This window comes from Massilia sp. Leaf139 (assembly GCF_001424165.1).
GTDB lineage: Bacteria > Pseudomonadota > Gammaproteobacteria > Burkholderiales > Burkholderiaceae_D > Telluria.
Window position 1 is genome coordinate 450272 of sequence record NZ_LMOJ01000012.1, and the last position, 23628, is coordinate 473899.

Annotated in this window: 24 protein-coding genes and 1 riboswitch; of the genes, 7 read left to right on the forward strand and 17 right to left on the reverse strand. The window is 65.1% G+C overall.

The genetic code is table 11. From position 1 onward, the window contains the following. Nucleotides 1-169 precede the first annotated feature (169 nt). Nucleotides 170-1945: a DUF885 domain-containing protein gene (locus ASF77_RS10600; protein ID WP_056338793.1), complete on the forward strand. Its 1776-nt coding sequence runs from the start codon at nucleotides 170-172 to the stop codon at nucleotides 1943-1945. A gap of 237 nt (nucleotides 1946-2182) precedes the next feature. Here ASF77_RS10600 and ASF77_RS10605 read toward each other — a convergent pair whose 3' ends face one another. Together ASF77_RS10605 and ASF77_RS10610 are read right to left on the reverse strand one after the other, a co-directional pair. Continuing rightward, nucleotides 2183-2827, reverse strand: coding sequence for a hypothetical protein (locus ASF77_RS10605; RefSeq protein ID WP_056338796.1), 645 nt, complete (start codon nucleotides 2825-2827; stop codon nucleotides 2183-2185). A 215-nt stretch (nucleotides 2828-3042) separates the two neighbouring features. Beyond that, complete coding sequence (locus ASF77_RS10610; RefSeq protein WP_056338797.1) at nucleotides 3043-4149, reverse strand: S-(hydroxymethyl)glutathione dehydrogenase/class III alcohol dehydrogenase; 1107 nt, start codon at nucleotides 4147-4149, stop codon at nucleotides 3043-3045. Nucleotides 4150-4494: 345 nt separating this feature from the next. On the opposite strand from ASF77_RS10610, the gene ASF77_RS10615 reads away from it, so the two are divergent. After that, nucleotides 4495-6069, forward strand: a complete 1575-nt coding sequence (locus ASF77_RS10615) for a S8 family serine peptidase (protein WP_082493700.1) — start codon at nucleotides 4495-4497, stop codon at nucleotides 6067-6069. A gap of 125 nt (nucleotides 6070-6194) precedes the next feature. Here ASF77_RS10615 and ASF77_RS10620 read toward each other — a convergent pair whose 3' ends face one another. From ASF77_RS10620 to thiC, 7 genes are all read right to left on the reverse strand, one after another. Further along, complete coding sequence (locus ASF77_RS10620) at nucleotides 6195-6866, reverse strand: ion channel (protein ID WP_056338799.1); 672 nt, start codon at nucleotides 6864-6866, stop codon at nucleotides 6195-6197. A gap of 137 nt (nucleotides 6867-7003) precedes the next feature. Continuing rightward, nucleotides 7004-7480, reverse strand: coding sequence for a chemotaxis protein CheW (locus ASF77_RS10625; protein ID WP_056338801.1), 477 nt, complete (start codon nucleotides 7478-7480; stop codon nucleotides 7004-7006). 113 nt (nucleotides 7481-7593) lie between these two features. After that, the gene (gene thiE, locus ASF77_RS10630; protein WP_056338804.1) at nucleotides 7594-8217 is read right to left on the reverse strand and encodes a thiamine phosphate synthase; all 624 of its coding nucleotides are present in this window, start codon (nucleotides 8215-8217) and stop codon (nucleotides 7594-7596) included. Nucleotides 8218-8226: 9 nt separating this feature from the next. Further along, nucleotides 8227-8988 carry a hydroxymethylpyrimidine/phosphomethylpyrimidine kinase gene (locus ASF77_RS10635; RefSeq protein ID WP_056338806.1) on the reverse strand — a complete coding sequence of 254 codons (762 nt, stop codon included), beginning with the start codon at nucleotides 8986-8988 and terminating at the stop codon, nucleotides 8227-8229. Beyond that, nucleotides 8985-9767 carry a thiazole synthase gene (locus tag ASF77_RS10640; protein ID WP_056338807.1) on the reverse strand — a complete coding sequence of 261 codons (783 nt, stop codon included), beginning with the start codon at nucleotides 9765-9767 and terminating at the stop codon, nucleotides 8985-8987. Before ASF77_RS10640 ends, ASF77_RS10635 begins: the two co-directional genes overlap by 4 nt. A gap of 12 nt (nucleotides 9768-9779) precedes the next feature. Then, nucleotides 9780-9983, reverse strand: coding sequence for a sulfur carrier protein ThiS (gene thiS, locus ASF77_RS10645; RefSeq protein ID WP_056339054.1), 204 nt, complete (start codon nucleotides 9981-9983; stop codon nucleotides 9780-9782). 2 nt (nucleotides 9984-9985) lie between these two features. Then, complete coding sequence (thiC, locus tag ASF77_RS10650; protein ID WP_056338809.1) at nucleotides 9986-11899, reverse strand: phosphomethylpyrimidine synthase ThiC; 1914 nt, start codon at nucleotides 11897-11899, stop codon at nucleotides 9986-9988. 60 nt (nucleotides 11900-11959) lie between these two features. Beyond that, nucleotides 11960-12063, reverse strand: a riboswitch (TPP riboswitch). A gap of 134 nt (nucleotides 12064-12197) precedes the next feature. Here thiC and ASF77_RS10655 point away from each other — a divergent pair. The 4 genes from ASF77_RS10655 to ASF77_RS10670 all read left to right on the forward strand — a co-directional run bounded on the left by ASF77_RS10655 (nucleotide 12198) and on the right by ASF77_RS10670 (nucleotide 16363). Continuing rightward, complete coding sequence (locus ASF77_RS10655; RefSeq protein WP_056338811.1) at nucleotides 12198-14996, forward strand: valine--tRNA ligase; 2799 nt, start codon at nucleotides 12198-12200, stop codon at nucleotides 14994-14996. 61 nt (nucleotides 14997-15057) lie between these two features. Beyond that, entirely contained in the window at nucleotides 15058-15426 is a 369-nt protein-coding gene (locus ASF77_RS10660; protein WP_056338813.1) for a glyoxalase/bleomycin resistance/extradiol dioxygenase family protein, read from the forward strand. An 87-nt stretch (nucleotides 15427-15513) separates the two neighbouring features. Then, entirely contained in the window at nucleotides 15514-15960 is a 447-nt protein-coding gene (locus tag ASF77_RS10665) for a DUF2147 domain-containing protein (protein WP_056338816.1), read from the forward strand. Between the two features lie 61 nt (nucleotides 15961-16021). Next, nucleotides 16022-16363 (forward strand): SMR family transporter, encoded by a 342-nt coding sequence (locus ASF77_RS10670; protein ID WP_056338817.1) that lies wholly within the window; start codon nucleotides 16022-16024, stop codon nucleotides 16361-16363. Here ASF77_RS10670 and ASF77_RS10675 read toward each other — a convergent pair. The 4 genes from ASF77_RS10675 to ASF77_RS10685 form a co-directional block, all read right to left on the reverse strand. Next, entirely contained in the window at nucleotides 16360-16749 is a 390-nt protein-coding gene (locus ASF77_RS10675; protein ID WP_056338819.1) for a hypothetical protein, read from the reverse strand. The two genes, ASF77_RS10670 and ASF77_RS10675, sit on opposite strands and share 4 nt — an antisense overlap. A gap of 131 nt (nucleotides 16750-16880) precedes the next feature. Then, nucleotides 16881-17099, reverse strand: coding sequence for a hypothetical protein (locus ASF77_RS24270; protein ID WP_156648837.1), 219 nt, complete (start codon nucleotides 17097-17099; stop codon nucleotides 16881-16883). Between the two features lie 102 nt (nucleotides 17100-17201). Continuing rightward, nucleotides 17202-17582, reverse strand: a complete 381-nt coding sequence (locus tag ASF77_RS10680) for a response regulator (protein WP_082493720.1) — start codon at nucleotides 17580-17582, stop codon at nucleotides 17202-17204. Nucleotides 17583-17653: 71 nt separating this feature from the next. Next, nucleotides 17654-18856: a sensor histidine kinase gene (locus ASF77_RS10685; RefSeq protein WP_082493702.1), complete on the reverse strand. Its 1203-nt coding sequence runs from the start codon at nucleotides 18854-18856 to the stop codon at nucleotides 17654-17656. Between the two features lie 310 nt (nucleotides 18857-19166). Between ASF77_RS10685 and ASF77_RS10690 the strand changes: the two genes are divergently transcribed. Continuing rightward, nucleotides 19167-19376 (forward strand): cold-shock protein, encoded by a 210-nt coding sequence (locus ASF77_RS10690; RefSeq protein WP_056338825.1) that lies wholly within the window; start codon nucleotides 19167-19169, stop codon nucleotides 19374-19376. A gap of 124 nt (nucleotides 19377-19500) precedes the next feature. Here ASF77_RS10690 and ASF77_RS10695 read toward each other — a convergent pair whose 3' ends face one another. From ASF77_RS10695 to ASF77_RS10710, 4 genes are all read right to left on the reverse strand, one after another. Beyond that, nucleotides 19501-19947, reverse strand: coding sequence for an MgtC/SapB family protein (locus ASF77_RS10695; protein ID WP_056338828.1), 447 nt, complete (start codon nucleotides 19945-19947; stop codon nucleotides 19501-19503). 95 nt (nucleotides 19948-20042) lie between these two features. Further along, complete coding sequence (locus tag ASF77_RS10700; RefSeq protein WP_229445376.1) at nucleotides 20043-20660, reverse strand: response regulator transcription factor; 618 nt, start codon at nucleotides 20658-20660, stop codon at nucleotides 20043-20045. Further along, nucleotides 20657-21733, reverse strand: a complete 1077-nt coding sequence (locus ASF77_RS10705; RefSeq protein WP_229445377.1) for a sensor histidine kinase — start codon at nucleotides 21731-21733, stop codon at nucleotides 20657-20659. Before ASF77_RS10705 ends, ASF77_RS10700 begins: the two co-directional genes overlap by 4 nt. Nucleotides 21734-21813: 80 nt before the next feature. Then, on the reverse strand, nucleotides 21814-23619 hold the full coding sequence (locus ASF77_RS10710) for a CIA30 family protein (protein WP_082493703.1): 1806 nt from the start codon (nucleotides 23617-23619) through the stop codon (nucleotides 21814-21816). Nucleotides 23620-23628 lie beyond the last annotated feature (9 nt).

Below are 23628 nucleotides of genomic sequence, written 5' to 3' on the forward strand. Positions count from 1 at the left end.
TTTGGTAACGGCTTGTTTCCAGAGGCGTGCGCTCCCTCGTTCCCACGCAGCGGGCCGGGAAAATCTTTGCAATTTTTTACACGGGTGCAAGGTAAAATCGTCCCGCCCGCGCGACACCGGCCCGGAATGCTCGCGCCCGCGCTTTCGTCCACGACCACAAAGGAATGCAATGCCGACTTCCCGTCCCCTCGTCAAGACCGTTCTCTCCACGCTGCTGGCCACCTCCCTGTCGTTGCCCGCGTTTGCCGCCGAACCCGCCTGGGTCACGAAGAGCAACGAGAACGCCAAGGTGCTACTGAACGTGCTGGCGAAGTATTCGCCTGAAAGCGCGAGCTCGCTGGGCGTGGACGGCTACGACGAGCAGATCACCGACATGTCGCGCGACCAGTTCGAGGCCAACAACAAGGATCTGCGCGCCGCCATCGCGGATCTGCAAAAGCGCATGAAGGCCGAGACCGATTCGAAGGTGAAGCAGGACTTGCAGATCCTGATCGACAAGGCGCAAGACCAGATCACCTCCAATACCTTGCAGCGCAAGTACTTCATGCCCTTCGACGACCTCACCGGCATGATCTTCGGCGTCGTGCGCGGCACGCTCGATCCCCGCATCCCGAAGGCGCGCCAGCAAGCCCTACTGGTACGGCTGGACAAGTACGCCGGCCTGGCCAAGGGCTACCGGCCGGTCACCGAGCTGGCGCACGAACGCCTGCAGGAACGCCTGAAGGCCAACAAGAACCTGCTCGGCCCGTACAAGGGCGAGATCGAGCAGGCGCTCAATGACGGCCCGACCCTGCTGAAGGGCATGCGCGAACTGCTCGTCAAGAGCGAACTGAAAGGCTGGGAGAGCCGCTTCGACGCGCTGGAAAAGCAGCTCACCGCCTACAACGCGCGCCTGAAAACCGAGATGCTGCCGCGCGCCCGCACCGACCATAAACTGCCGCCGGAGGTCTATGCCGACAACCTGAAAAACTTCGGCGTCGACATCAAGCCGCAGGAACTGATCGCCAAGGCCCTGACCTCGTTCGCCGAGATCCGCAACCAGATGCAGATCACGGCCAACCTGATCGCGAAGGAACGCGGCTTCAAGGACAGCGACTACCGCGCCGTCATGCTCGAGCTGAAAAAGCAGCAGATCCCGGCGGACAAGGTGATGCCGCTCTACGCCGAGCGCCTGGCCGCGCTGGAAGCGGCGGTGCGCGAGCAGCGCGTGGTGACGCTCCCGAGCCGCAAGGCTGTGATCCGCCTGGCTTCAATGGCCGAGAACGCGGCCCAGCCGGCGCCGCACATGAGCCCTCCGCGCCTGATCGGCAACACCGGCGAATACGGCGAATTCGTGCTCACCACCGGCATGCCGCCGGACGCCAGCGGCAAGCGCCTGATCTTCGACGACTTCACCCACCAGGCAGGCACCTGGTCGCTCACGGCGCACGAGGCGCGTCCCGGCCACGAGCTGCAATTTGCGAAGATGATCGAAACCGGCGTCTCCACCGCGCGCGCCGTGTTCGCCTTCAACAGCGTCAACGTCGAAGGCTGGGCCCTGTATGCGGAAGCCGAGATGCAGCCCTACGAGCCGCTCGACGGCCAGCTGTTCGCGCTGCAGGCCCGCGCCCAGCGCGCCGCCCGCGCCTTCCTCGACCCGATGGTGAACCTGGGCGAGATCACGCCCGACGGCGTGAAAAGCTTCCTGATGCGCGACGTCGGCCTGTCGGAAGGCATGGCAACCCAGGAAATGCAGCGCTACACCTTCCGCGCGCCAGGCCAGGCCACCTCCTACTTCTACGGCTACCAGCGCCTGATGGAAACCCGCCAGGCCGCCGAGGTGGCGCTGCGCGGCAAGTTCGATCGCCAGAAGTTCAACGACTTCGTGCTGGCCCAGGGTCTGGTGCCGCCAAGCCTGCTGCGCAAGGCGGTGATGGAAGAGTTCGTGCCGGCGCAGGGAAAATAATTCAATCGTTGGCGGCGGTGCACCGTAGGGTGGGCTCTCCGAGCCCACGCGTTACGCACGCGTCCCGTGGCCCGGAACCGGGAAGTCTCGCCCACCGACGTTTGCAAGGATGGTTACCGCGCTCGTGCGTTTTTTAGAAGGCCGGGAATAAAGCATCGGCGCCAACGGCAAAAGGAGACGCCCGTAACGCGTGGGCTCGGAGAGCCCACCCTACGGTACGCCATTGCCAACGTATTTTTAACCGCGTTGCGGGGCCGGACGCGCCTTGCCGCTGGCGACGGCCTCGCTGATGATGCCGCGCGTGGCGCGGTCGGCGTCCTTTTGTTGCGCTTCCATCTGCTCGCCCAGCACTTCCATCTTCTTGCCGAGCGCTTCCATCGGCTTGCCGGCGTCTTCCATCTTCTTGCCGATGGCTTCCATCTTCGTCTTGTTCAGGGTGACGGCGGCCATCGCCATCTGGTTACCGTAGTCGCCCATGGCCTTGCCGTGGCGGCCCATTTCCTCGCCGTGCCTTTCCATCTCGGCGCCGGTTTTTTCCATCGACGCCCAGGCCTGGCGCACGCGCTCGAGGGTAGCCACGTCCTGCACGATGAAGTCCTTGCCGTCCTTGCGGAACCAGAAGAAGTCGCCCTGCACGTTGCGCTTGAGGGCCTTGATGTCGGCGCCGGAGACGTGGTCGCCGGTCATGTCGATGCGGGTGCCTTCGCGCACCAGCGCATAGGGTTCGCCGCCTTCGCCGCGGTGGATGGCGCGTACCTTGTGCACGCCGTCGGACGGCGGCGCGGCTTGTACGCTCAGCAGCGGCGCGGCGCAGGCGGCAGCCGTGGCGCCCAGCAGGAGTGCGTGTTTGAAGCGGGAAGTGAACGAGTGGCGTGCTTGCATGGTGGTCTCCAGGTCGATTGACGATGGAGCCACTGTAGGAGAACCGCATGCCGCCCGCCCGCGCCGTGCGACAGAATGCCGCCTTTGCGGAACAGGCAGCGAGAGCGTCCGACAGAACACCCATGGCCATGTTGCATCGTCTCGCCGTACTAGCGTACTGTCTTCGACAATGCGCCTTGCCTTGGGCGCCCTGTCGGACGCTCTCAATTTTAAGCTTAGTACACGACCACCGAACGAATCGACTCGCCCGACTTCATCAAGTCGAAGCCTTCGTTGATGCGCTCGAGCGGCAGGTGATGGGTGATCAGGTCGTCGATGTTGATCTTGTTTTCCATGTACCAGTCGACGATCTTCGGCACGTCGGTGCGGCCGCGCGCGCCGCCGAAAGCGGAACCCTTCCATTCGCGCCCGGTCACCAGCTGGAACGGACGGGTCGAGATTTCCGCGCCCGCCTCGGCCACGCCGATGATGATCGACTGGCCCCAGCCCTTGTGGCAGCACTCCAGCGCCTGGCGCATGGTCTTCACGTTGCCGATGCACTCGAAGGAGTAGTCGGCGCCGCCGTCGGTGATCTGGACAATCGTGTCCACAACGTTCTCGACCTGGGTCGGATTGACGAAATGGGTCATGCCGAACTTGCGCGCCATCTCCTCGCGTGCCGGATTGATGTCGACGCCGATGATCTTGTCCGCGCCGACCATCTTCGCCGCCTGGATCACGTTCAGGCCGATGCCGCCCAGGCCGAAGACGACGACGTTGGCGCCCGCCTCCACCTTGGCCGTGAAGATCACGGCGCCGATACCGGTGGTGACGCCGCAGCCGATGTAGCAGATCTTGTCGAACGGGGCGTCATTGCGCACCTTGGCCAGCGCGATTTCCGGCACCACGATGTAGTTCGAGAAGGTCGAGGTACCCATGTAGTGGAAGATCGGCTTGCCGTCGAGCGAGAAGCGGGACGTCGCATCCGGCATCAGGCCGCGGCCTTGCGTGGAGCGGATCGCCTGGCACAGGTTGGTCTTCTGCGACAGGCAGAACTTGCACTGGCGGCATTCCGGCGTGTACAGGGGGATGACGTGATCGTCCTTCTTCAGGCTGGTCACGCCCGGGCCGACGTCGACCACGACGCCGGCGCCTTCATGGCCGAGGATGGCCGGAAACAGGCCTTCCGGGTCGGCGCCCGAGAGGGTGTAGTAATCGGTGTGGCAAATCCCGGTGGCCTTGACTTCGACCAGTACCTCGCCGGCGCGTGGGCCGTCGAGCTCGACTTCTTCGATCGTGAGCGGCTGACCCGCTTTCCATGCAATCGCTGCCTTGGTTTTCATGAATATTCCTGTGACTTGGTAGGTAGAGGGGTTTGCCATCATACCAAGCACCGGAAAACAACGTCGCCTATGCACCCTGCAAAAATGCTGCACTTGCACAATAGCAAGGGCCAAAAATATAGCATCAAATAAATCATTCATACCGTTTTCAATCGTGCGAGTGTGCAACATTGCAACACGGCTGAGCACGATTGATTTGTCAATTGCACATACATACAACCCGTGCCTACACTGGCCTCAGCCGCAGCAGTTGTTTTATTTACGGCAAACAAAACGTTTTATAGAAACGTGCACGCGAGCAAAGAATCGCGGCATTTCGATAGGCTTTTATACGGAGAAGTAAACATGATTCAACGTTCGACTCGTTTTACGAAAAAGACTTTCAGCCTGTGCCTGGTCGCAGCCGCGGTCGGGATGCTCTGCAATACCGCCAGCGCCGCCGAGGTTGACGGCGACACCACCCGCGTCATCGTCAAGTTCAAGAAAGGCCAGAAAGCCCTCCTGAAAGGCCTGGTCGGCAACCTCAAAGGCAAGGTCAAGCACGAAATCTTCAATGAGGACGCGATGGCCGTCGAAGTGCCGCGCGCCGCGCTGAAAGGCCTGGAAAACAACCCGAACGTCGAATACATCGAGGAAGATGCGAAGCGTTATCCGCTGGCGCTGACCTCGCCATCGACCGGCACCCCTTACGCCGCCGGCCAGCTGGTGCCATACGGAATCAAGATGGTGCAGGCCGACCTGCTGAGCGATGCCGCCGCCGCCAATCGCAAGGTCTGCATCATCGACTCCGGCTACGACCGCAACCACGAAGACCTGTCGGCCAACGTCGTCACCGGCGAATACGACAGCGGCACCGGCTGGTGGTACACCGACGAGAACCACCACGGCACCCACGTCGCCGGCACCATCGCCGCGATCAACAACAGCGGCACCGGCGTAGTCGGCGTCAACGCCAACAAGCAGCTCAAACTGCACATCGTCAAAGTGTTCGGCGCGGACGCCTGGGCCTATTCGTCGAGCCTGGCCTCGGCCGCCAACAAGTGCAAGGCCGCGGGTGCGAACGTGATCTCGATGTCGCTGGGCGGCTCGGTCTCGAACAACACCGAGAAGAACACCTTCGCCTCGCTGGAAGCGGCCGGCATCCTCTCGATCGCCGCCGCCGGCAACGACGGCAACACCCGTGCCTCCTACCCTGCCGGCTACGCCAGCGTGGTCTCGGTCGGCGCGGTCGACGAGAACAAGGCCTGGGCTAGCTTCTCGCAGTACAACAGCAAGGTCGAACTGGCCGGCCCAGGCGTCGGCGTGCTGTCGACCGTGCCGATGGGCTCCGGCCAGGAAGCCGTGCTGACGGTCGGTTCGTCGAGCTATGCACCGGGCGCGATGGAAGGCTCGCCGGTGAAAACCGCGACCGCGCCGCTGGCCGATTTCGGCATCGGCGACAAGGTCAACACCGCCGTTTCGGGCAAGGTCTGCCTGATCCAGCGCGGCACGGTCGACTTCGCGGTCAAGGTGCAGAACTGCCAGAACAGCGGCGGCGTCGGCGCAGTCGTGTACAACAACGTGGCAGGCGCCTTCGGCGGCACGCTGGGCACGGTCGTGACCAGCATCCCGTCGGTCACCGCCACCGACGCGGCCGGCACTGCGATGAAAGCGCAGCTGGGCCAGAGCGCCACCGTCGGTATCAAGGCATCGAACTACGCCTACTTCGACGGCACCTCGATGGCAACGCCGCACGTTTCGGCCGTCGCCGCCCTGGTGTGGAGCTACTTCCCGACCTGCACCGCCACCCAGATCCGCGCTTCGCTGGGCAAGAGCGCGCTCGACCTGGGCACCGCTGGCCGCGACACCAAGTACGGCTTCGGTCTGGTGCAGGCGAAGGCTGCCTACGACCGGATCAAGTCGCTGGGCTGCGGGATGTAATTTGGTTGTAGGCCCACCGTAAAAAAGGACGCTTCGGCGTCCTTTTTTTACGTCGCGTGGTTTCATGCGGTGAAACGCGTGGGCACGGGTGCCCATGCGTTTGCCCTCGGCAAACCGGCAGCGTCTTATTGTTTGCTCGACGGCTGCATCGTCAACCCGATCAAACGCGCCACGACGGATGCCAAATACATCAAGCCGACGAACATCTCGATGCTGGCCAGCGCACGCGCGTGCACCGTCAGGGGAATGACGTCGCCGATACCCGTCGAGGACAGCAGCGCGAAGCTGAGGTAATTCAGCTCCGTCCAGGTGCGCGGGAGGTCGGCATTGACGGCGGCGGCGAACGACCCGGGCGCCAGCGCCTGCACCACCAGGTAGAGGTGGGTGAAACCCCAGGCCAGCAAAGTAAAGGTCGCGCCGGCGGCGAACAGCTCGTCGGTGGTGACGTGGCGGTCGGCCATCATGTAGGCGATCAGGCTGCCGGCGGCATAGAAATAGAACAAGGCTTCCAGGGCCGACGACCAGGCTTGCAGGTAAGGCAGCTCGAACAGCATCTGCGCCGTCAGGAGCGCGATGATCGGCACCGACATCGCGACGCAGAACCAGGTTTCGCCGGGCGTGCGGCGCACCATGCGGATGGTGAAGGCGAGGATCACGATGCCGAAGGCGTTGAAGGCAACGTGGCCGTAACGCGTCTGTTCGAGGAAGGGATACAGCACCATGCCCAGCAGCTGGGACAGCAGCAGGATGGCGGACGGGTGGCGGCGGGTACGGACGATCAGGCGGAGAAGGCGCATCGGTTTTTTATGGAAAATAGTCGATGGCGCCATTGTAGGCACAAGCGCAAGCCGGGTGCGGCACGCTCGATCGAGGTATAAATTCGGGCATGAAAAAACCCGCCTCGGGGACGGGTTTCGTGCGAAGCGGCTGTGCCTTACGCGGCGACGGTGTCGATGACGCCCATCTCTTCCGACGACATCAGGCGGTCGATGTCGACCAGGATGATCATGCGCTCGTCGACGGTGCCGAGGCCGACCAGGTAGTCGGTGTTCAGCGCGCCGCCCATGTCGGGTGCCGGCTTGATCTGGTCGGCGGTCAGCGAGATCACGTCCGAGACCGAATCGACCACCATGCCCACCACGCGATCCTGGATGTTCAGGATGATCACGACGGTGAACTGGTTGTAGGTCGGCTCGCCCAGCTTGAACTTGATGCGCATGTCGACGATCGGCACGATGGTGCCGCGCAGGTTGACCACGCCCTTGACGTGTTCCGGCGCGCTGGCGATGCGCGTCACCGATTCGTAGCCGCGGATTTCCTGAACTTTCAGGATCTTGATGCCGTATTCCTCGTTGCCGAGTTTAAAGGCGAGCGCTTCGAGCACGCCATCGTTCATCAACGTGTTGTCCATGATAATGAGGGGGTAGGAGAGAAAAGAATACCGGGATTATATATTTTTGCCGCAAGGCAATAAACAACGGCGTGCATCGCCACCCCGATTTGTCTCTCCCTTGCAACGAGAAGTCACCCGATCTCTGGCTTATCGAACAAGGCCGCCATGCGCCGCGCCGCCGCTTCCGGTTCGGAGTCGCCATAGACAGCCGTGATTGCCGCCACCATGTCCGCCCCGCGCGCCACCAGCGGCGCCGCGTTCTGCGCCGTCATGCCGCCGATGACGACCAGCGGCAGCGCCAGCTGTGCGCGCGCCGTATCGAGCAGGGCCGGCGGCGTGACGAAATCATAACGCTTCACCGGCGACGGATAAAAGCCGCCGAAGGCGGCATAGCTGGCGCCGTCGCGCTCGGCCGCGTGCGCCAGCGCCAGCTCGCCGTAACAGGAGACGCCGACGATCCTGTCCTGCCCCAGTGCCCGCCGCGCCGCTGTCGGCGCGCCGTCGAGGGCGCCTAGATGCACGCCGTCGGCGTCGATGCGCATGCACAGGTCGAGGTGATCATTGACGACGAGGCGGCGCCGGTGGCGCCGGCACAGCGCCAGCAGCGCCGTGGCCTGTTCCAGGCGCAGGCTGCCGTCGGCGTCCTTGTTCCGGTATTGCACCAGGGCGGCGCCGCCGCGCAGGGCCGCTTCGGTGGCGGCCAGCAGGCGGTCGGTATCGCTCCAGTTGGGGGTGACGAGGTAGAGGCCGCGCATGGGGGCTCCTTAAGAGGACGGTTGAAGAAAGCGGCGCGGAATGCGCTGCCCGGGGGCGATCGCATAGGCCTGCGCGAGCGCCGCATGGCAGTAGGCCTGGGCCGCGCCGAGGGCGTCGAGCATGCCCTCGCCCAGCGCCAGGCGCGCCGCCAGCGCCGCGGCCAGCGTGCAGCCGCTGCCGTGGTACTGCGCAGGCAGGCGCGGCCAGCGCCAGCGCTGCACCAGGGCGCCGTCGCGGTACCAGCGGTTGGTGACGAACTGGCCCTCGCCATGGCCGCCCGTGACCAGGAGCTGGGCACAAACTGAGTCGCTGATGAGGTCGCCGATACTGCAGGCCTCCGGCTCGTTCGGCAGCGCGATGGTGGCCAGCGCCAGCAGTTCGGCCACGCTCTCGACCGGGTCGTCCGTGCCCAGCGCGTCGCCGCGGCCGCTCGAGAGCACCGGGTCGAGCACGATCGGCAGTCCTGGGTTGTGCGCGCGCAGGCGGCGCAGCAGGCCGGCGATCGCGCGCGCGTTCGCGCGGCTGCCGGGAATGCCGATCTTGACGGCGCCAATGGCGCACACGGCCGCCACCGCTTCGGCCTGGCGCAGCACGAAACCGGCGTCGACCGGCTGCACCGCGTGTACGCGCTCGTTGTCCTGCACCGTGAGCGCGGTCGCCACCGGCAGCGCGTGCGCGCCCTGCGCGGCGATCGCCTGCACGTCGGCCGCCAGGCCCGCCCCGCCGCCGGGGTCGAGTCCGGCGAAGACCAGCACGCAGGGCGGGTTCACGCGATGTGCCCCTCGAGCGGCGAGGACGGCGAGGCGGCGAAGCGCCTGGGCATGCGCCCGGCCAGGTAGGCTGCGCGCCCGGCCTGCACCGCCAGCTTCATCGCCTGCGCCATCAGCACGGGCTTCCGCGCATTCGCGATCGCCGTGTTCATCAGCACGCCGTCGCAGCCGAGTTCCATGGCGATGGCCGCATCCGACGCGGTGCCGACGCCGGCATCGACCAGCACCGGCACCGTCGCCTCCTCGATGATCAGCCCCAGGTTCCAGGGGTTGAGGATGCCCATGCCCGAGCCGATCAGGGAAGCGAGCGGCATCACCGCCACCGCGCCGATCTCCTGCAGGATGCGCGCCTGCACCGGGTCGTCGCTGCAGTAGACCATCACGTCGAAGCCGTCGCGCACCAGGATATCCAGCGCCTTGATCGTCTCCGGCATGTGCGGGAACAGGGTCTTCTCGTCGCCCAGCACCTCCAGCTTGACGAGCCGGTGCCCGTCGAGCAGCTCGCGCGCCATCTGCAGCGTGTAGACGGCGTCCTGCGCGTTGTAGCAGCCCGCGCTGTTGGGCAGGATGGTGAAGCGGTTCGGCGGCAGCACGTCGAGCAGGTTCGGGGCATTCGCGTCCTGGCCGATGTTCACGCGCCGGATCGCCACCGTCACGATCTCGGCTTCGGCCGCGAGCGTGGCCTCGCGCGTTTCGTTCAGGTCGCGGTACTTGCCGCTGCCGACCAGCAGTCGCGAATGGTAGCTCTTGCCTGCGATGGTCAATAGGTCTTCGTTCATAGGTTCTCCTCCTCAGCCGCCGCCGATGGCGCGCACGATGTCCACCCGATCCTGCTGCGCGAGCGGACGTTCTCCCCATAGCCGGCGCGGCACCACCTGGCGGTTCACGGCCAGCGCCACCGCCTGCCCCCCGATGCCGAGGGCGCGCACCAGGTCGTCCAGGGTCTGCCCTTGCGGCAGGCGATAGGGCTCGCCATTCAGGTCGATGTCGAGCATGTTCATAGCTCGCGGTACAGCTTGGCGCCGCCGCGTACGAATTCGATTGCCTTTTCCTCCATGCCCCGGGCCAGCGCGCCGTCCTCGCCGATGCCCTTGGCGGCGGCGTAGGCACGCACTTCCTGGGTAATCTTCATCGAGCAGAAATGGGGGCCGCACATCGAGCAGAAGTGGGCCACCTTGGCCGACTCCTTGGGCAGGGTCTCGTCGTGGAAGGCGCGCGCCTTGTCCGGGTCGAGGCCGAGGTTGAACTGGTCTTCCCAGCGGAACTCGAAGCGTGCTTTCGACAGCGCGTTGTCGCGGATCTGGGCGCCAGGGTGGCCCTTGGCCAGGTCGGCCGCGTGCGCGGCGATCTTGTAGGTGATGATCCCGTCCTTGACGTCCGCCTTGTCGGGCAGGCCGAGGTGCTCTTTCGGCGTCACGTAGCACAGCATGGCGGTGCCGTACCAGCCGATGTGGGCCGCGCCAATGCCGGAGGTGATGTGGTCGTAGCCGGGCGCGATGTCGGTGGTGAGCGGGCCCAGGGTGTAGAACGGCGCTTCCCGGCAGCTCTCCAGCTGCAGGCGCATGTTTTCCTCGATCAGGTGCAGCGGCACGTGGCCCGGGCCCTCGATCATGGTCTGCACGTCGTGCTTCCACGCGATCTGCGTCAGCTCGCCGAGGGTGGCCAGCTCGGCCAGCTGGGCTTCATCGTTGGCATCGTAGATCGAGCCTGGGCGCAGCCCGTCGCCCAGGCTGAAGGCGACGTCGTACTGTTTCATGATGGCGCAGATCTCTTCGAAATGCGTGTAGAGGAAGGATTCCTTGTGATGGGCCAGGCACCATTTGGCCATGATCGAGCCGCCGCGCGACACGATGCCGGTCAGGCGCTTGGCCGTCATCGGCACATACGCGAGGCGCACACCGGCGTGGATGGTGAAGTAATCCACGCCCTGCTCGGCCTGTTCGATGAGGGTGTCGCGGTAGATTTCCCAGGTCAGGTCTTCGGCCTTGCCGTCGACCTTTTCCAGCGCCTGGTAGATCGGCACCGTGCCGATCGGTACCGGGCTGTTACGCACGATCCATTCGCGCGTTTCGTGGATGTGCTTGCCGGTCGACAGATCCATCACGTTGTCGGCGCCCCAGCGGATCGCCCAGGTCATCTTGTCGACCTCTTCGCCGATCGAGGAGGTGACGGCCGAGTTGCCGATGTTGGCGTTGATCTTCACCAGGAAGTTGCGGCCGATGATCATCGGCTCGCTTTCCGGGTGGTTGATGTTGGCCGGGATGATGGCGCGCCCGCGCGCCACTTCTTCGCGCACGAATTCCGGCGTGATCTCGGCGGGAATGGAAGCGCCGAAGGACTGGCCCGGATGCTGGCGGCCCAGCAGTTCGGCCGTGCGCCTGCCCATCGGGCCGCTCGCTTCCAGCTGCGCCAGGTATTCCTTGCGGCGCAGGTTCTCGCGCAGGGCGACGAATTCCATCTCGGGCGTGACGATGCCGCGCCGTGCGTAGTGCATCTGGGTGACGTTGGCGCCCGCTTTGGCGCGGCGCGGCGTGCGCGTCAGCTCGAAGCGCAGCGCGTCGAGGCTGGCGTCGCGCAGGCGCTCCTGGCCGTAGTGCGAGCTCGGGCCGGGCAGCTCCTCGGTATCGCCACGCTCCACGATCCAGCCGCGCCGCAGCGCCGGCAGGCCGCGCCGGATGTCGATGGCGGCGGCCGGATCGGTGTAGGGGCCCGAGGTGTCGTAGACGAAGATCGGGGGATTGGCTTCGCCGCCGAAGCTGGCCGGCGTGTCGCTCTGCGCGACGGCGCGCATCGGCACCCGGATGCCGGGGCGGCTGCCTTCGATGAAGACCTTGGTCGAGTTCGGGAAGGGGGTGATCGCGTTCGTGTCCACCGTGGCGGTGGCTGCGTCGAACTTCATTCGTGCATTCATGCGGCTCCTTTGCGTAGGAGCCAGCAAAGGAGGCGCAAGGCGGGGCGTGCGGGCGCACGTTCCATGTCTCGAAAGCTTCCCTTCGCTGGCATTATCCAGATCAGGTTCGGAGGGTATTTCTCACCCGCGCAGCGTTTCGATGCGCAGGACCCCTAGCGTTTGCTGCCGTGTGGCAGCGAGCGGATTATAGCGTCTCCGATTATCTTTACAAGAGATTAATTTGGGGCCGGGCCGGGAGCGCATCCCCGCCCGCCTCCTCTATAATGGTTCTTTTCGCACATTCAAACGCCATCACATCATGGAACTAGCCAAGTCTTTCGAGCCAGCCGACATCGAACAATACTGGCGCGCCGAGTGGGAACAGCGCGGGTATTTCACCGCCACCCTCGACGCCGACAAACCATCGTTCAGCATCCAGCTGCCGCCGCCGAACGTGACGGGCACGCTGCACATGGGCCATGCCTTCAACCAGACCGTGATGGATGGCCTGACGCGCTACTACCGCATGCGCGGCTATAACACCGCCTGGGTGCCGGGCACCGACCACGCCGGCATCGCGACGCAAATCGTGGTCGAGCGCCAGCTCGACGCCCAGAAGATTTCGCGCCACGACCTCGGCCGCGACGCATTCATCGAGAAGGTCTGGGAGTGGAAGGAGCAATCCGGGAACACCATCACCGGCCAGATGCGCCGCCTGGGCGCGTCTCCCGACTGGAAGCGCGAATACTTCACGATGGACGAGACGCGCTCGAAAGTCGTGTCCGAGGTCTTCGTGCGCCTCTATGAACAGGGCCTGATCTACCGCGGCAAGCGCCTGGTGAACTGGGACCCGAAGCTGGGCACCGCCGTCTCCGACCTGGAAGTCGACTCGGTCGAGGAAGACGGCTCGATGTGGTACATCCAGTACCCGCTGGCCGACGGCTCGGGTCACCTGACGGTGGCCACCACCCGTCCCGAGACCATGCTGGGCGACGTCGCCGTGGCGGTCGATCCGACCGACGAGCGCTATACGCACCTCCACGGCAAGCTGCTGAAATTGCCGCTGACGGAGCGCGAAATCCCGATCATCGCCGACGACTACGTCGACAAGGAATTCGGCACCGGCTGCGTGAAAATCACGCCGGCCCACGACTTCAATGACTACGCCGTCGGCCAGCGCGGGGGCCTGGCGCCGATCACGGTCATGACGCTCGACGCGAAGATGAACGAGAACGCCCCGGCCAAGTACCAGGGCCTGGATCGCTTCGCCGCGCGCAAACAGATCGTGGCCGACCTCGAAGCCCTCGGCCTGCTCGAACAGGTCAAACCGCACAAGCTGATGGTGCCGCGCGGCGACCGTACCGGCGTCGTCATCGAGCCGATGCTGACCGACCAGTGGTTCGTCGCCATGACCAAGCCGGCCCCTAGCGGCACCTTCAATCCGGGCAAGTCGATCACCGAAGTGGCGCTGGAAAAGGTCGCCAGCGGCGAGATCAAGTTCGTGCCCGAGAACTGGAGCACGACCTACAACCAGTGGCTGGGCAACATCCAGGACTGGTGCATCTCGCGCCAGCTGTGGTGGGGCCACCGCATTCCGGCCTGGTTCGACGAGCTTGGGAACATCATCGTCGCCCGCGACGAGGAAGAAGCCAAGGCGAAAGCCGCCGCGCAAGGCATCACCGGCGCGCTGCGCCGCGACGAGGACGTGCTCGACACCTGGTTCTCCTCGGCCCTGGTGCCTTTCTCGACCATGGGCTGGCCTGAAGAGACGCCGGACATGAAGATGTTCCTGCCCTCGTCGGTGCTGGTGACCGGCTTCGACATCATCTTCTTCTGGGTCGCGCGCATGGTCATGATGACGGCGCACTTCACGGGCAAGGTGCCCTTCGAGACCGTCTACGTGCACGGCCTGGTGCGCGATTCGCAGGGTCAGAAGATGTCGAAGTCGAAGGGCAATACGCTCGACCCGATCGACCTGATCGACGGCATCGACCTCGAGTCGCTGGTGAACAAGCGCACCGCCGGCCTGATGGATCCGCGCGCCGCCGAGAAGATCGCCAAGGCGACCCGCAAGGAGTTCCCGAGCGGGATCCCGGCCTTCGGCACCGACGCCGTGCGTTTCACCATGGCGAGCTACGCCTCCTTAGGCCGCAACATCAACTTCGACCTGGGCCGTGCCGAGGGCTACCGCAACTTCTGCAACAAGCTGTGGAACGCGACCCGCTTCGTGATGATGAACACGGAAGGCAAGGATTGCGGCAAGCCGGATGACGCCGACCTGTCGCCGGCCGACAAGTGGATCATCTCGCTGATGAACCGCGCAGAGCTGGAAGTGGCGAAGGGCTTCGCCGACTACCGCTTCGACAACATCGCCAGCGCCATCTACAAGTTCGTCTGGGACGAGTACTGCGACTGGTACCTGGAAGTGGCCAAGGTCACCGTCCAGCAGGGCACCGAGGCGCAGCAGCGCGCCACCCGCCATACCCTGCTGCGCGTGCTGGAAGTGATCCTGCGCCTGGCGCATCCGGTGATCCCGTTCGTGACCGAAGCGCTGTGGCAGGCAATCGCACCAATGGCCGGCAAGACCGGTGATTCGATCATGCTGCAGCCCTACCCGATCGCCAACGAAGCCCTGATCAGCGAAGAGGCCGAAGGCTGGATGGCGCAGCTGAAGGAGTTGACGAATGCGACCCGCAACCTGCGCGGCGAAATGAAACTGTCGCCGTCGGTGCGCGTGCCCCTCATCGTCGAGCCGGGCAACGACCAGGATCGCGCCAACATGGCCGGCTTCGCGCCCTTCATCGCGTCGCTCGGCAAGCTGGCCGAAGTGCAGATCGTCGACGCGCTGCCGGAATCGCCGGCCGCAGTGTCGATCGTCGGCACGACCAAGCTGATGCTGAAGGTCGAGATCGACGTCAAGGCCGAGCGCGAGCGCCTCTCGAAGGAGATCGCGCGCCTGGAAGGCGAGATCGCCAAGGCCAACGGCAAGCTGTCGAGCGAGAGCTTCGTCGCGCGCGCGCCGGCGGCCGTCGTGGCCCAGGAAAAGGAACGCGTCGCGAACTTCTCGGCCACCCTGGCCAAGATGCAGGAACAGCTGAGCAAGCTGGCCGCGGAGTAACCCGCACCATGAAGAACGCGGCCCCGGGGGCCGCGTTTTTTTTTGACCCAGGAAGAAGACCATGATCCGTGACCACATGTATGTGCTGGCCGTGCCCGACCTTGCGCGTTCCGCCGCCTTCTACCGCGACGCCCTCGGCTTTACCGTGCACGAGATGGGCGACCCCGGCTGGCGCATGTTCGAACGCGACGGCTGCCGCATCATGGCCGGCGCCTGTCCCGACGCCATGCCCGCGGCCGACACCGGCGACCATGCGTATTTCGCCTACCTGGTGGTGACCGATGCCGATGCCGAGCATGCGCGCGCGCTGGCGGCCGGCGCCGAGATCGTCAAGCCTCTGCGCGACGAACCCTGGGACATGCGCGAGTTCGGCCTGCGCACGGTGGACGGCCACCGCATCATGGTCGGCCATGAACTGCCGGGCGCCTGAAACATCCGGCAACGTTTTTGTTGGCAAGTTGCGCGCAGGGTTTGCTACACTGCCTGCCAGCGACATCACAACAATGGAGACACCACCATGCGTACCCTCATCAAAGCCGGCCTGATCGCCACCATGCTGTTCACCTCCGCCGCCTGGGCGCAAAACAATTCGGCGGTCGGCCTGTGGAAGACCATCGACGACGAAACGGGCAAGCCGAAGGCGCTGGTGCGCGTCACCGAAGAGAACGGCGCCCTGCAAGGCAAGATCGAAAAGCTGTTCCGCGGTCCGAACGAAGACCAGAACCCGACCTGCAGCGCCTGCACCGACTCGCGCAAGAACCAGCCGATCGTTGGCATGACCATCGTCTCGGGCCTGAAAAAGGACGGCAACGAATACACCGGCGGCGAGATCCTCGATCCGGCCAAGGGCAAGGTCTACAAGAGCAAGGCGACGCTGCGCGACGGCGGCCAGAAACTCGAAGTGCGCGGCTATATCGGCGCGCCGATGTTCGGCCGCTCGCAAGTGTGGCAGCGCGAGCAGTAAGACGTTTTAGCGTATCCACGAAGCGGCCCGCGGGCCGCTTTTTCATTGGTATCGAACGCCCATGACCCTGACCCACAGCTACCTCTTCCTCGCCCTCGCCATCGTGGTCGAGGTGATCGGCACCACGGCCTTGAAGGCAACGGAGAATTTCACGCGCCTGTGGCCGAGCGTGCTGACCGTGGTCTGCTACGCCGCGTCCTTCTATCTGCTGACCTTCAGCTTGAGGGTGCTGCCGACCGGGATCGCCTATGCGATCTGGTCGGGTGTGGGAATCGTGCTGATCTCGGTGGTGAGCTGGGTCGTCTACAAGCAGCACCTGGATTTGCCGGCGCTGATCGGGCTCGGGCTGATCATTGCCGGCGTCCTGGTGATCAACCTGTTCTCGAAGAGCGTCGGGCACTAGAGCCGGGTCATGCGGATCGTGTAATGCTGCTCCTCGCCGTCGCCATCGGTGCTCCAGCGCTGGTGCGCTTCCAGGGTGCTGTCGTCGACGCGGCGCCAGATGAACTGGCTGGGCGCGTTCACGGGTGCGAAGGTGGCGTGGTCGGCGCCGATCTCGGAGGCGCGCCAGGTGAACTTGCCCCACTCGGACAAGACCTCGCCATCGAGGAAGGTGATCGTGCTGCCGTCGCTGTGCTGGTCGAAGGCCGCGTTGCTGAAGCGGCGCGAGCGGAAAGTGCGCTGATCCAGCCGGTCGTACTGCTCGAAGAATTCCTTGCCGTCGGGGCTCTGCCCTTTCCAGCGGCCTTCGAGAAATTGCAGCTTACTGAAATCGTCCAGGCTGAACATGACAGGCTCTCCGTGATGGCATTCGATGGGCTGGTAAGGGCGGCTGGCCGCCATGGCACTCTACACCCGGCGCGCAACCATGGGCACGCGCCAGACGGCGGCACGCGGTCGGCGCATCGGGCGCATCTCGCTCATCTAGGTACGCGGCGCCGGTCGCGCGTGCGCTGCTGGGCAGGCGAGCACAGCACACGCAATGCGACCTTGCGCGGCACCCCGACGAGTTGCATGAACTCGAGCGCGGGCGACATGCCATCCGTTCGCAACAAATTCAAGGCGTCGTCGACCCGCGCGGCCAGATAAGCATTGGCACGCGGATCGGCGCGCTCGGCTGGGTTAGCGCTTCCTGACATTCAATAGCCTCGCTACATCCACCTCTAGGGCGCATCCTAGCAAAGCGGGATGGATGTGGCGCGCGTTTGCTGGCGCGCACTACGTGAACATCGATCGCGAGCCTAGTCGCGTAACAGCTTCAGCACCGTTTCGATCCGGTAGGGTTTAGGGACAAACAGGTGAGTATGGCCGTGGCTGGCCATCAAGGCGGGCGAGGTGTATCCCGAGGTCAGCACTACCCGGATCGACGGGTATAGATAGCCGACGGCATCGGCCAATTGCAAGCCGGTCATGCCGGGCATCATGATGTCCGAAAACACGGCGTCGATGTCCGGATCGCTCTCCAGGATTTGCAATGCCTCGGCCGCGCCATAGGCCACCCTCACTTCCAAACCGTCGTTACTGAGCAGGGCTTCCACCAGATCGGCACGATCGTGCTCGTCGTCGACGACCAGCACCCGGCGCAGCACGCGGGTCAAGGTGCTGCACTTCACTGTGGGCATTTCCTCCATCGCTGCGCCGCCGGGCAACCAGCCCTGGCCCCCACTACAGTCCACGTCAGGCGCCAGCTGCATCAAGCCGCCCGCTGGCCGGGAACGCGCTTTGCCGTTTCGTCGGACACGAAGCCCTTCGGCATGCGCGGCATGGTGACCGTGAACGTCGTGCCTTCGGCTTCGGTGGACGCGAGTCCGACCCGTCCTCCATGCGCATGGACGATCTCGCGCGAGATGAAGAGGCCGATGCCGAGGCTGGTACGTTCGGTGTAGTCGCTCGTTGCGTTGATGTTCGCGGCGATGCGCACCATGGGATCGAAAATGCTCGACAGCTTGTCGGGCGCAATTGCCTTGCCATGGTTATTGACCGCGATTACCAGGTCGTTTTCATTCGCCGTTACCCGTATCGTCACCGCCTCGTCCGCGACGCCGTACTGGATCGCGTTGCCGATCAGGTTGGACAGCACCTGGGCGAAACGGCTCTCGTCGAAAATGGCGTCGAGCTGGGGCGGGACATGCAGATCGATCGTCTGCTCCGGATGAAAGGTGCGCAGCTCGTTGACGACCTCTTCGCATACGGCGACCACGCTGCCTTCCCTGACCCGGATCGGGATACCTGGCCCGAGGTGGGTACGCGTGAAGTCGATCAAGTCGTTGATCAGCTTGCTCATGCGTTTGGCGCTATTGAACATCCGCGTGGCGACCAGGACATACTTCGGGGGGATATCGACGGCCTGCATCATGAAGTTCGACCCGCTCACCACGGTGCCCAGGGGATTACGCAGGTCGTGGCCGAGGATCGCAAGGAACATGTTCTGGGATTGCTTCACCATGAATTCGTAGCGCGCGATGGATTCGGCCAGGGCCTGGTCTACCGCTTCGTTGAAGCGCGCGATGTCGCCCATGTGGGCAGGATGACTGTCGTCGGTGTCCGCAGCCCACAGTGTCAGCACGCTCGAACGCAGCGCACGGTATTCGGACACCAGCTGCACGACGGTGTAGCCCGACCGCAGGCGTGCTTCGGCATGGGTTTCGGCGGCGGTATCGTCGTCCCCGCGCTGGCCAAGACCTTTCGACTTGGCTGCGCGCTCCGCCTCGGATTGCGGCGTTTCCAGATCCGCGGCGAACACCAGCAGCATCTGGCGAGCGTGATCGCGTAATTCAGTGTCGTCCATCGTCAATGCCGGCGGCTCGATCGTGCGGGCGAAATCTTCCCATGCCTGGAGGATCGATTCCATATTATTTTTTATGAAGCTGCCGAGCCGATATTTTGTCGTTGCCATTCCATCCTTGTGTGTACCCTTTCTCAACGAGATTCGTTTCGAACGGTTACCCCATACTAACAGCCATTCCTCCTGATTATTTAAGGGGCGGATAACGTGCACAATGGGAATCTAAATTCAGAAACAATTAGGATATTCGGGAAAAGCCGTGTATCGTTCACCTCGCACTACGTCAAGTCGTTGTTCTTGCTGGTCTTTCTTTCCCGTCTCGCCTTTTGGCAGTCCTGTTTGATTTCCTCCTGCTACACCCTCTCTTGGTCGAATGTGCATTTCGGGCATCGTTGCCCATGCAAATCTAAAAGGAATGTAAATGACTACTCAAACTGGCACCGTCAAATGGTTCAACGACGCAAAAGGCTTTGGCTTTATTACGCCTGACGCAGGCGGCGGCGATTTGTTCGCCCACTTCCAGGATATTCAATCCGAAGGCTTCAAAAGCCTGTCCGAAAACCAGCGCGTGTCGTTCGTGCGCTCGACCGGGCCAAAAGGCGAGAAAGCCGGCAGCATCTGCGCTATTTGATCGCAAAATAAAACAATGGTGCGCACTACGCAGATAGCGTGGGCGCGGCCGTCAGCGAAAAAGCCCGCCAATTGGCGGGCTTTTTGCGTCCGAAGACGTATGGGCGGCTGACCGCGGTTTCAGTTCAGCTTTTGCTCATCGGCCGCAGGATCGCCAGGATCACCAGGGCGAGCAGTGCGCTCACGACCGCCGTCGCTTCGCGTCCCATGCCGGCAGCGATGCCGACGGCGGCGGTGAGCCAGACGCTGGCCGCCGTCGTCAGGCCACGGATATCGTTCTTGTTGTTCTGCTTGAGGATGGCGCCGGCCCCGAGGAAGCCGATGCCGGCCGTGATTCCCTGCAGCACGCGCGACAGGTCTTCGATCTTCATGCCGGCCTGCAGCGGAATGATGACGAACAGGGCCGAACCGAGCGAGACCAGCATGTGGGTGCGCAGGCCGGCCGAGGCGCCGACCGATTCGCGTTCATAGCCGAGTATGCCGCCCAGCACCACCGCCACCAGCAGGCGCACCACCAGCCGGGTAATCGATTCGACGTCGCCCAAGTCGGAAAATTCCTGTTGTATTGTCATCCAGCTTTGCTGCCACCACACGTCATGCTCCAGTCACGATTTCCAGGGATCATGACAGATTGGCGAGCTCAGCGGCGCACGCGGGGACGTGGCCCCTACAGCCAACCCGCATCGCGCGCCATCCGGTACGCCTCGATCCGGTTTGCCGCCCCCAGCTTGCTGATCGCCTCCGACAGGTAATTCCTCACCGTCCCCTCCGACAGGTGCACCTGGCGCGCGATGTCGGTGCTGCTGCGGCCCTCCCCCGCCAGGCGCAGCACCTGACGTTCGCGTTCGGACAGCGGATCCTGCGCCCCGCCCCAGATCTCCAGCGCCAGCTCGGGGGCGACGGCACGCCCGCCGCCGTGCACGTTGCGGATCGCCGCGGCCAGGTTGTCGGCCGGGGCGTCCTTCAGCAGGTAGCCGCGTACGCCGGCGGCCAGGGCGCGGCGCAGGTAGCCGCTGCGCCCAAACGTGGTGACGATCACGACACGGCTCGCCAGCGCCCGCTCGGCCAGCGCAGCGGCCAGTTCCAGCCCGGTCATGCGCGGCATCTCGATATCGGTCAGCACGATGTCGGGCCGCAGCTGCTCGCACAGCGCCAGTGCGTCCTTGCCGTCGGCGGCCAGTCCTACCACCTCGAAATCGGGTTCCAGGCCGAGCAGCGCGGCCAGCGCGCCGCGCACCAGGGCCTGGTCTTCGGCGATCACGATGCGGATCCTGGGCGGGTTCAAGCGCGTGCTCCCGCCGGCACCCGCAGTTCGAGCGCCAGGCCCGCATTCGCGCGCAGGGCCAGCTTCCCGCCGATGGACGCCACCCGTTCCTGCATACCGGCCAGGCCGTTCCCGGGACGCAGCTCGGCGCCGTCGCGCAGGTGGGCGCCATCGTCGGCCACGCGCAGCACCACGCTGCCACCCTCCATGCCAATCGACAGCCGGCAGCGGCGCGCGCCTGCATGGCGCACGACGTTGGTCACCGCTTCGCGCAGGGCCAGCGCCAGCACGTGTTCGGTGGCGGGCGCCAGAGCGCGCGTGGCCTGCGCGTCGACCTGCTCATCGAGCGCGACGCCGCCCGCCGCCAGGCTGGCGCGCGCGCTGGCCAGGGCATGGGCCAGGCCGCTCTCGCGGTAGCCGCTGACGGCGGCGCGCACTTCGCCCAGGGCCTGGCGCGCGCTGGCCTCGATGTCGGCGATCTCGCGGGCGCAGGCGTCGGCGTCGCGGTGCACGAGCTTGCGGGCCAGCTCGGCCTTCAGCGCGATCAGCGACAGCGAGTGGCCGAGCAGGTCGTGCAGGTCGCGCGAGATGCGTTCGCGTTCGGCGATGGTGGCCATGTGCTCGACCTCTTCCTGCTTGCGCACCAGCGCCTGGCGCGAGCGGCGCAGGCGCGCATCCATGACGGCGCCGAGGCCCACCGGCAGGCTGACGGTCAGGATCGGCATCAGGAACAGGAAGCGCATCTGCTTCTGCTCGATCTGCAGCGACGCGAGCGCCGCCAGCAGCACCACGCCCAGGATCGCCAGCAGCGCGCGCCGCAGGTCGAGGATGCCGGCCGCCATGGCGCAGGCGAAGATGAAGAAGCTGGCCGCGCCGACGTTCCAGCGCATCCATGCCAGGCCGATCGCGCAGCCCGCGACCATGCAAGCGCCCACCTGCCAACCGCGCGCCCAGAAGCTGGCGCAGTACAGCGGAATGAACCCCACGATGGTCAGCGCCAGCAGCGCCGCCTCGAGGGCGGTCGGCGCCACATAGGCATACTTCCAGGACAGGTAGCCGAGGCTGAGCAGCCAGAAGTACGGCATCTTGCCCATATCCGGCGGGATCCACGAACCCCTGATTATCCTGCTCGCCACCTGGCCGATCCTGTTCATGGTGTGTGTCGTCGTGATGGTTATTGGGCCAGCAGGCGCACGTCGGCGATCTCGAAGCGGTAGTCGCCCGGCTGCGGGCCGGCGTTGAATCCTAACATGGTGACCGCCGCCGGATCGATGCCTTTCAGTTCGCTCAAGGGGATGCTCACCTCCGACCATTCCGGCCCCGCCATGAAGGCTTTCGTACCCGGGATCTGCACGCCTTGCGACATCGCGATCATCTGGTAGGTCTTGCCGTCGCCGCGCACCTTGAAACGCACCGTCTTGACGGCCCCGAGGTCGACCGACTGCATCGGCTGCGCGCCCGGCATGAAGGCCACGCCGGCCCAGGCATAGGGCAGGCCCGGCGCCACCTTCGCATTGATCGCGAGCGGCACCTGGCCGTCGGCCAGCGCCGGCCCGGCAGCCAGGACGACGGTCGATTTACCGCCGATGAAGCTGTCGGTCGACGGCCCCCAGCCGATGCCGACCGGGCTGCCCAGGTGCTTGTCGCTGAACTGGCTGATGCGCCCGTCCGGCGGCAGCGCGAGCGCTTTCGCACTGCCCTGCTGCGCCTTGGCCACCTGCTGGCGCTGGCCCTCGCGCAGGCCGTTGGCGCTTGCGCCATCCTTCCAGACTTCGACGATGCGGCGTGTGGCAAGGATGTCCGCCGCCGGATTGCCCTCGACCAGCAGCAGGTCGGCCTTGTAGCCCTTGTCGATGCGGCCGCGCCGGCCCAGCTTGAAGGCGTTCGCCGGCACGCTGGTGGCTGCGGCCAGCGCCTGCACCGGCGTCAAGCCCGCCTCGACCAGCGCCGCCAGTTCGCGGTGCATGCTGACGCCGTACTGCGTGCCCGGATTGCCGGCGTCGGTACCGGCCAGTACCGGCACGCCGGCTTTCACCATCGCCGCGGCGACCGCCCTGGGCGCCACCAGCCTCGCCGGGCGCGCCTGATTGCCGTAGCGCGCCTTGAGCGGCGCCTGCGCATCCTTGTCGAGCAGGCCGGCCAGGGCCGGCGTGGCGAGCAGGTCGTCGCCGCGCCAGCCGGCCATGCTTTCCAGGACCGTGAAAGTCGGGATCACGAAGGCGCCCTTCTGGCGCGCCAGCGCCGCCAGGCCTTGCGCGTCGGCCGACTCGCCGGGGAACAGGTGCACCAGGCCGTCGGCGCCCGCTTCCAGTACGGCGCGCGCATCCTTCTCGTTGCCGATGTGGACGACGGCCAGCTTGCCGCGCAGGTGCGCCGCATCGATCACGGCCTTCGCGGTGGCCAGGTCGAGCGAGGGAAAGCCGTAGCCGCTTTCCATGACGATCTTGATGAAGTCCGAGCCCTCGGCGATGCGCGCATCGACAAAGGCCTGGGCTTCGCGCGGGCTCTTGATGGTGGGGATGGGCACGCCGAACTGGGTGCCGTGACCGTTCGGGGCGGTGACCAGGGTACCGGCCGAGAACAGGTCGGCGTGCTGGTGGTTGCGGCCCTGCGCCATCTCGTCCTTGGCCTTCTTCAGCAGGCGCACGTCGGTGAACATGTCGATCTGGGTCGTTACGCCGAACAGCACCGGCAGCTCGGACAGGCGGAAGGCGTGGGTATGGGCGTCGATCAGGCCCGGCAGCAGCGTGCGGCCCGCGCCTTCGACGACGCGCGCACCGCTTGGCGCCGCGCCGCGAAAGTCGGCGTCGAGGATGACGCCATTATCGAACAGCACCGAGCGGCGCTCGTGCACGGCCTGGCCGTCGAAGACGCGCACATCCTTGACGAGCGTGGGTGCGGCAAAGGCGATCGGGGCGGCGCTTGAGGTGGCAACAACGGCGGCGCACAGCAGCAGGCGTTCGAGGGTGGTCGGTTTCATCGGTCTCTC

What these genes read in the sequence shown, in the direction of transcription:
- ASF77_RS10600 (WP_056338793.1), top strand. Translation starts at nt 170, where the DNA reads ATGCCGACTTCCCGTCCCCTCGTCAAGACCGTTCTCTCCACGCTGCTG.
- ASF77_RS10605 (WP_056338796.1), bottom strand. Translation starts at nt 2,827, where the DNA reads ATGCAAGCACGCCACTCGTTCACTTCCCGCTTCAAACACGCACTCCTG.
- ASF77_RS10610 (WP_056338797.1), bottom strand. Translation starts at nt 4,149, where the DNA reads ATGAAAACCAAGGCAGCGATTGCATGGAAAGCGGGTCAGCCGCTCACG.
- ASF77_RS10615 (WP_082493700.1), top strand. Translation starts at nt 4,495, where the DNA reads ATGATTCAACGTTCGACTCGTTTTACGAAAAAGACTTTCAGCCTGTGC.
- ASF77_RS10620 (WP_056338799.1), bottom strand. Translation starts at nt 6,866, where the DNA reads ATGCGCCTTCTCCGCCTGATCGTCCGTACCCGCCGCCACCCGTCCGCC.
- ASF77_RS10625 (WP_056338801.1), bottom strand. Translation starts at nt 7,480, where the DNA reads ATGGACAACACGTTGATGAACGATGGCGTGCTCGAAGCGCTCGCCTTT.
- thiE (WP_056338804.1), bottom strand. Translation starts at nt 8,217, where the DNA reads ATGCGCGGCCTCTACCTCGTCACCCCCAACTGGAGCGATACCGACCGC.
- ASF77_RS10640 (WP_056338807.1), bottom strand. Translation starts at nt 9,767, where the DNA reads ATGAACGAAGACCTATTGACCATCGCAGGCAAGAGCTACCATTCGCGA.
- thiS (WP_056339054.1), bottom strand. Translation starts at nt 9,983, where the DNA reads ATGCTCGACATCGACCTGAATGGCGAGCCCTATCGCCTGCCGCAAGGG.
- thiC (WP_056338809.1), bottom strand. Translation starts at nt 11,899, where the DNA reads ATGAATGCACGAATGAAGTTCGACGCAGCCACCGCCACGGTGGACACG.
- ASF77_RS10655 (WP_056338811.1), top strand. Translation starts at nt 12,198, where the DNA reads ATGGAACTAGCCAAGTCTTTCGAGCCAGCCGACATCGAACAATACTGG.
- ASF77_RS10660 (WP_056338813.1), top strand. Translation starts at nt 15,058, where the DNA reads ATGATCCGTGACCACATGTATGTGCTGGCCGTGCCCGACCTTGCGCGT.
- ASF77_RS10665 (WP_056338816.1), top strand. Translation starts at nt 15,514, where the DNA reads ATGCGTACCCTCATCAAAGCCGGCCTGATCGCCACCATGCTGTTCACC.
- ASF77_RS10670 (WP_056338817.1), top strand. Translation starts at nt 16,022, where the DNA reads ATGACCCTGACCCACAGCTACCTCTTCCTCGCCCTCGCCATCGTGGTC.
- ASF77_RS10675 (WP_056338819.1), bottom strand. Translation starts at nt 16,749, where the DNA reads ATGTTCAGCCTGGACGATTTCAGTAAGCTGCAATTTCTCGAAGGCCGC.
- ASF77_RS24270 (WP_156648837.1), bottom strand. Translation starts at nt 17,099, where the DNA reads ATGTCAGGAAGCGCTAACCCAGCCGAGCGCGCCGATCCGCGTGCCAAT.
- ASF77_RS10680 (WP_082493720.1), bottom strand. Translation starts at nt 17,582, where the DNA reads ATGCCCACAGTGAAGTGCAGCACCTTGACCCGCGTGCTGCGCCGGGTG.
- ASF77_RS10685 (WP_082493702.1), bottom strand. Translation starts at nt 18,856, where the DNA reads ATGGCAACGACAAAATATCGGCTCGGCAGCTTCATAAAAAATAATATG.
- ASF77_RS10690 (WP_056338825.1), top strand. Translation starts at nt 19,167, where the DNA reads ATGACTACTCAAACTGGCACCGTCAAATGGTTCAACGACGCAAAAGGC.
- ASF77_RS10695 (WP_056338828.1), bottom strand. Translation starts at nt 19,947, where the DNA reads ATGACAATACAACAGGAATTTTCCGACTTGGGCGACGTCGAATCGATT.
- ASF77_RS10705 (WP_229445377.1), bottom strand. Translation starts at nt 21,733, where the DNA reads ATGGGCAAGATGCCGTACTTCTGGCTGCTCAGCCTCGGCTACCTGTCC.
- ASF77_RS10710 (WP_082493703.1), bottom strand. Translation starts at nt 23,619, where the DNA reads ATGAAACCGACCACCCTCGAACGCCTGCTGCTGTGCGCCGCCGTTGTT.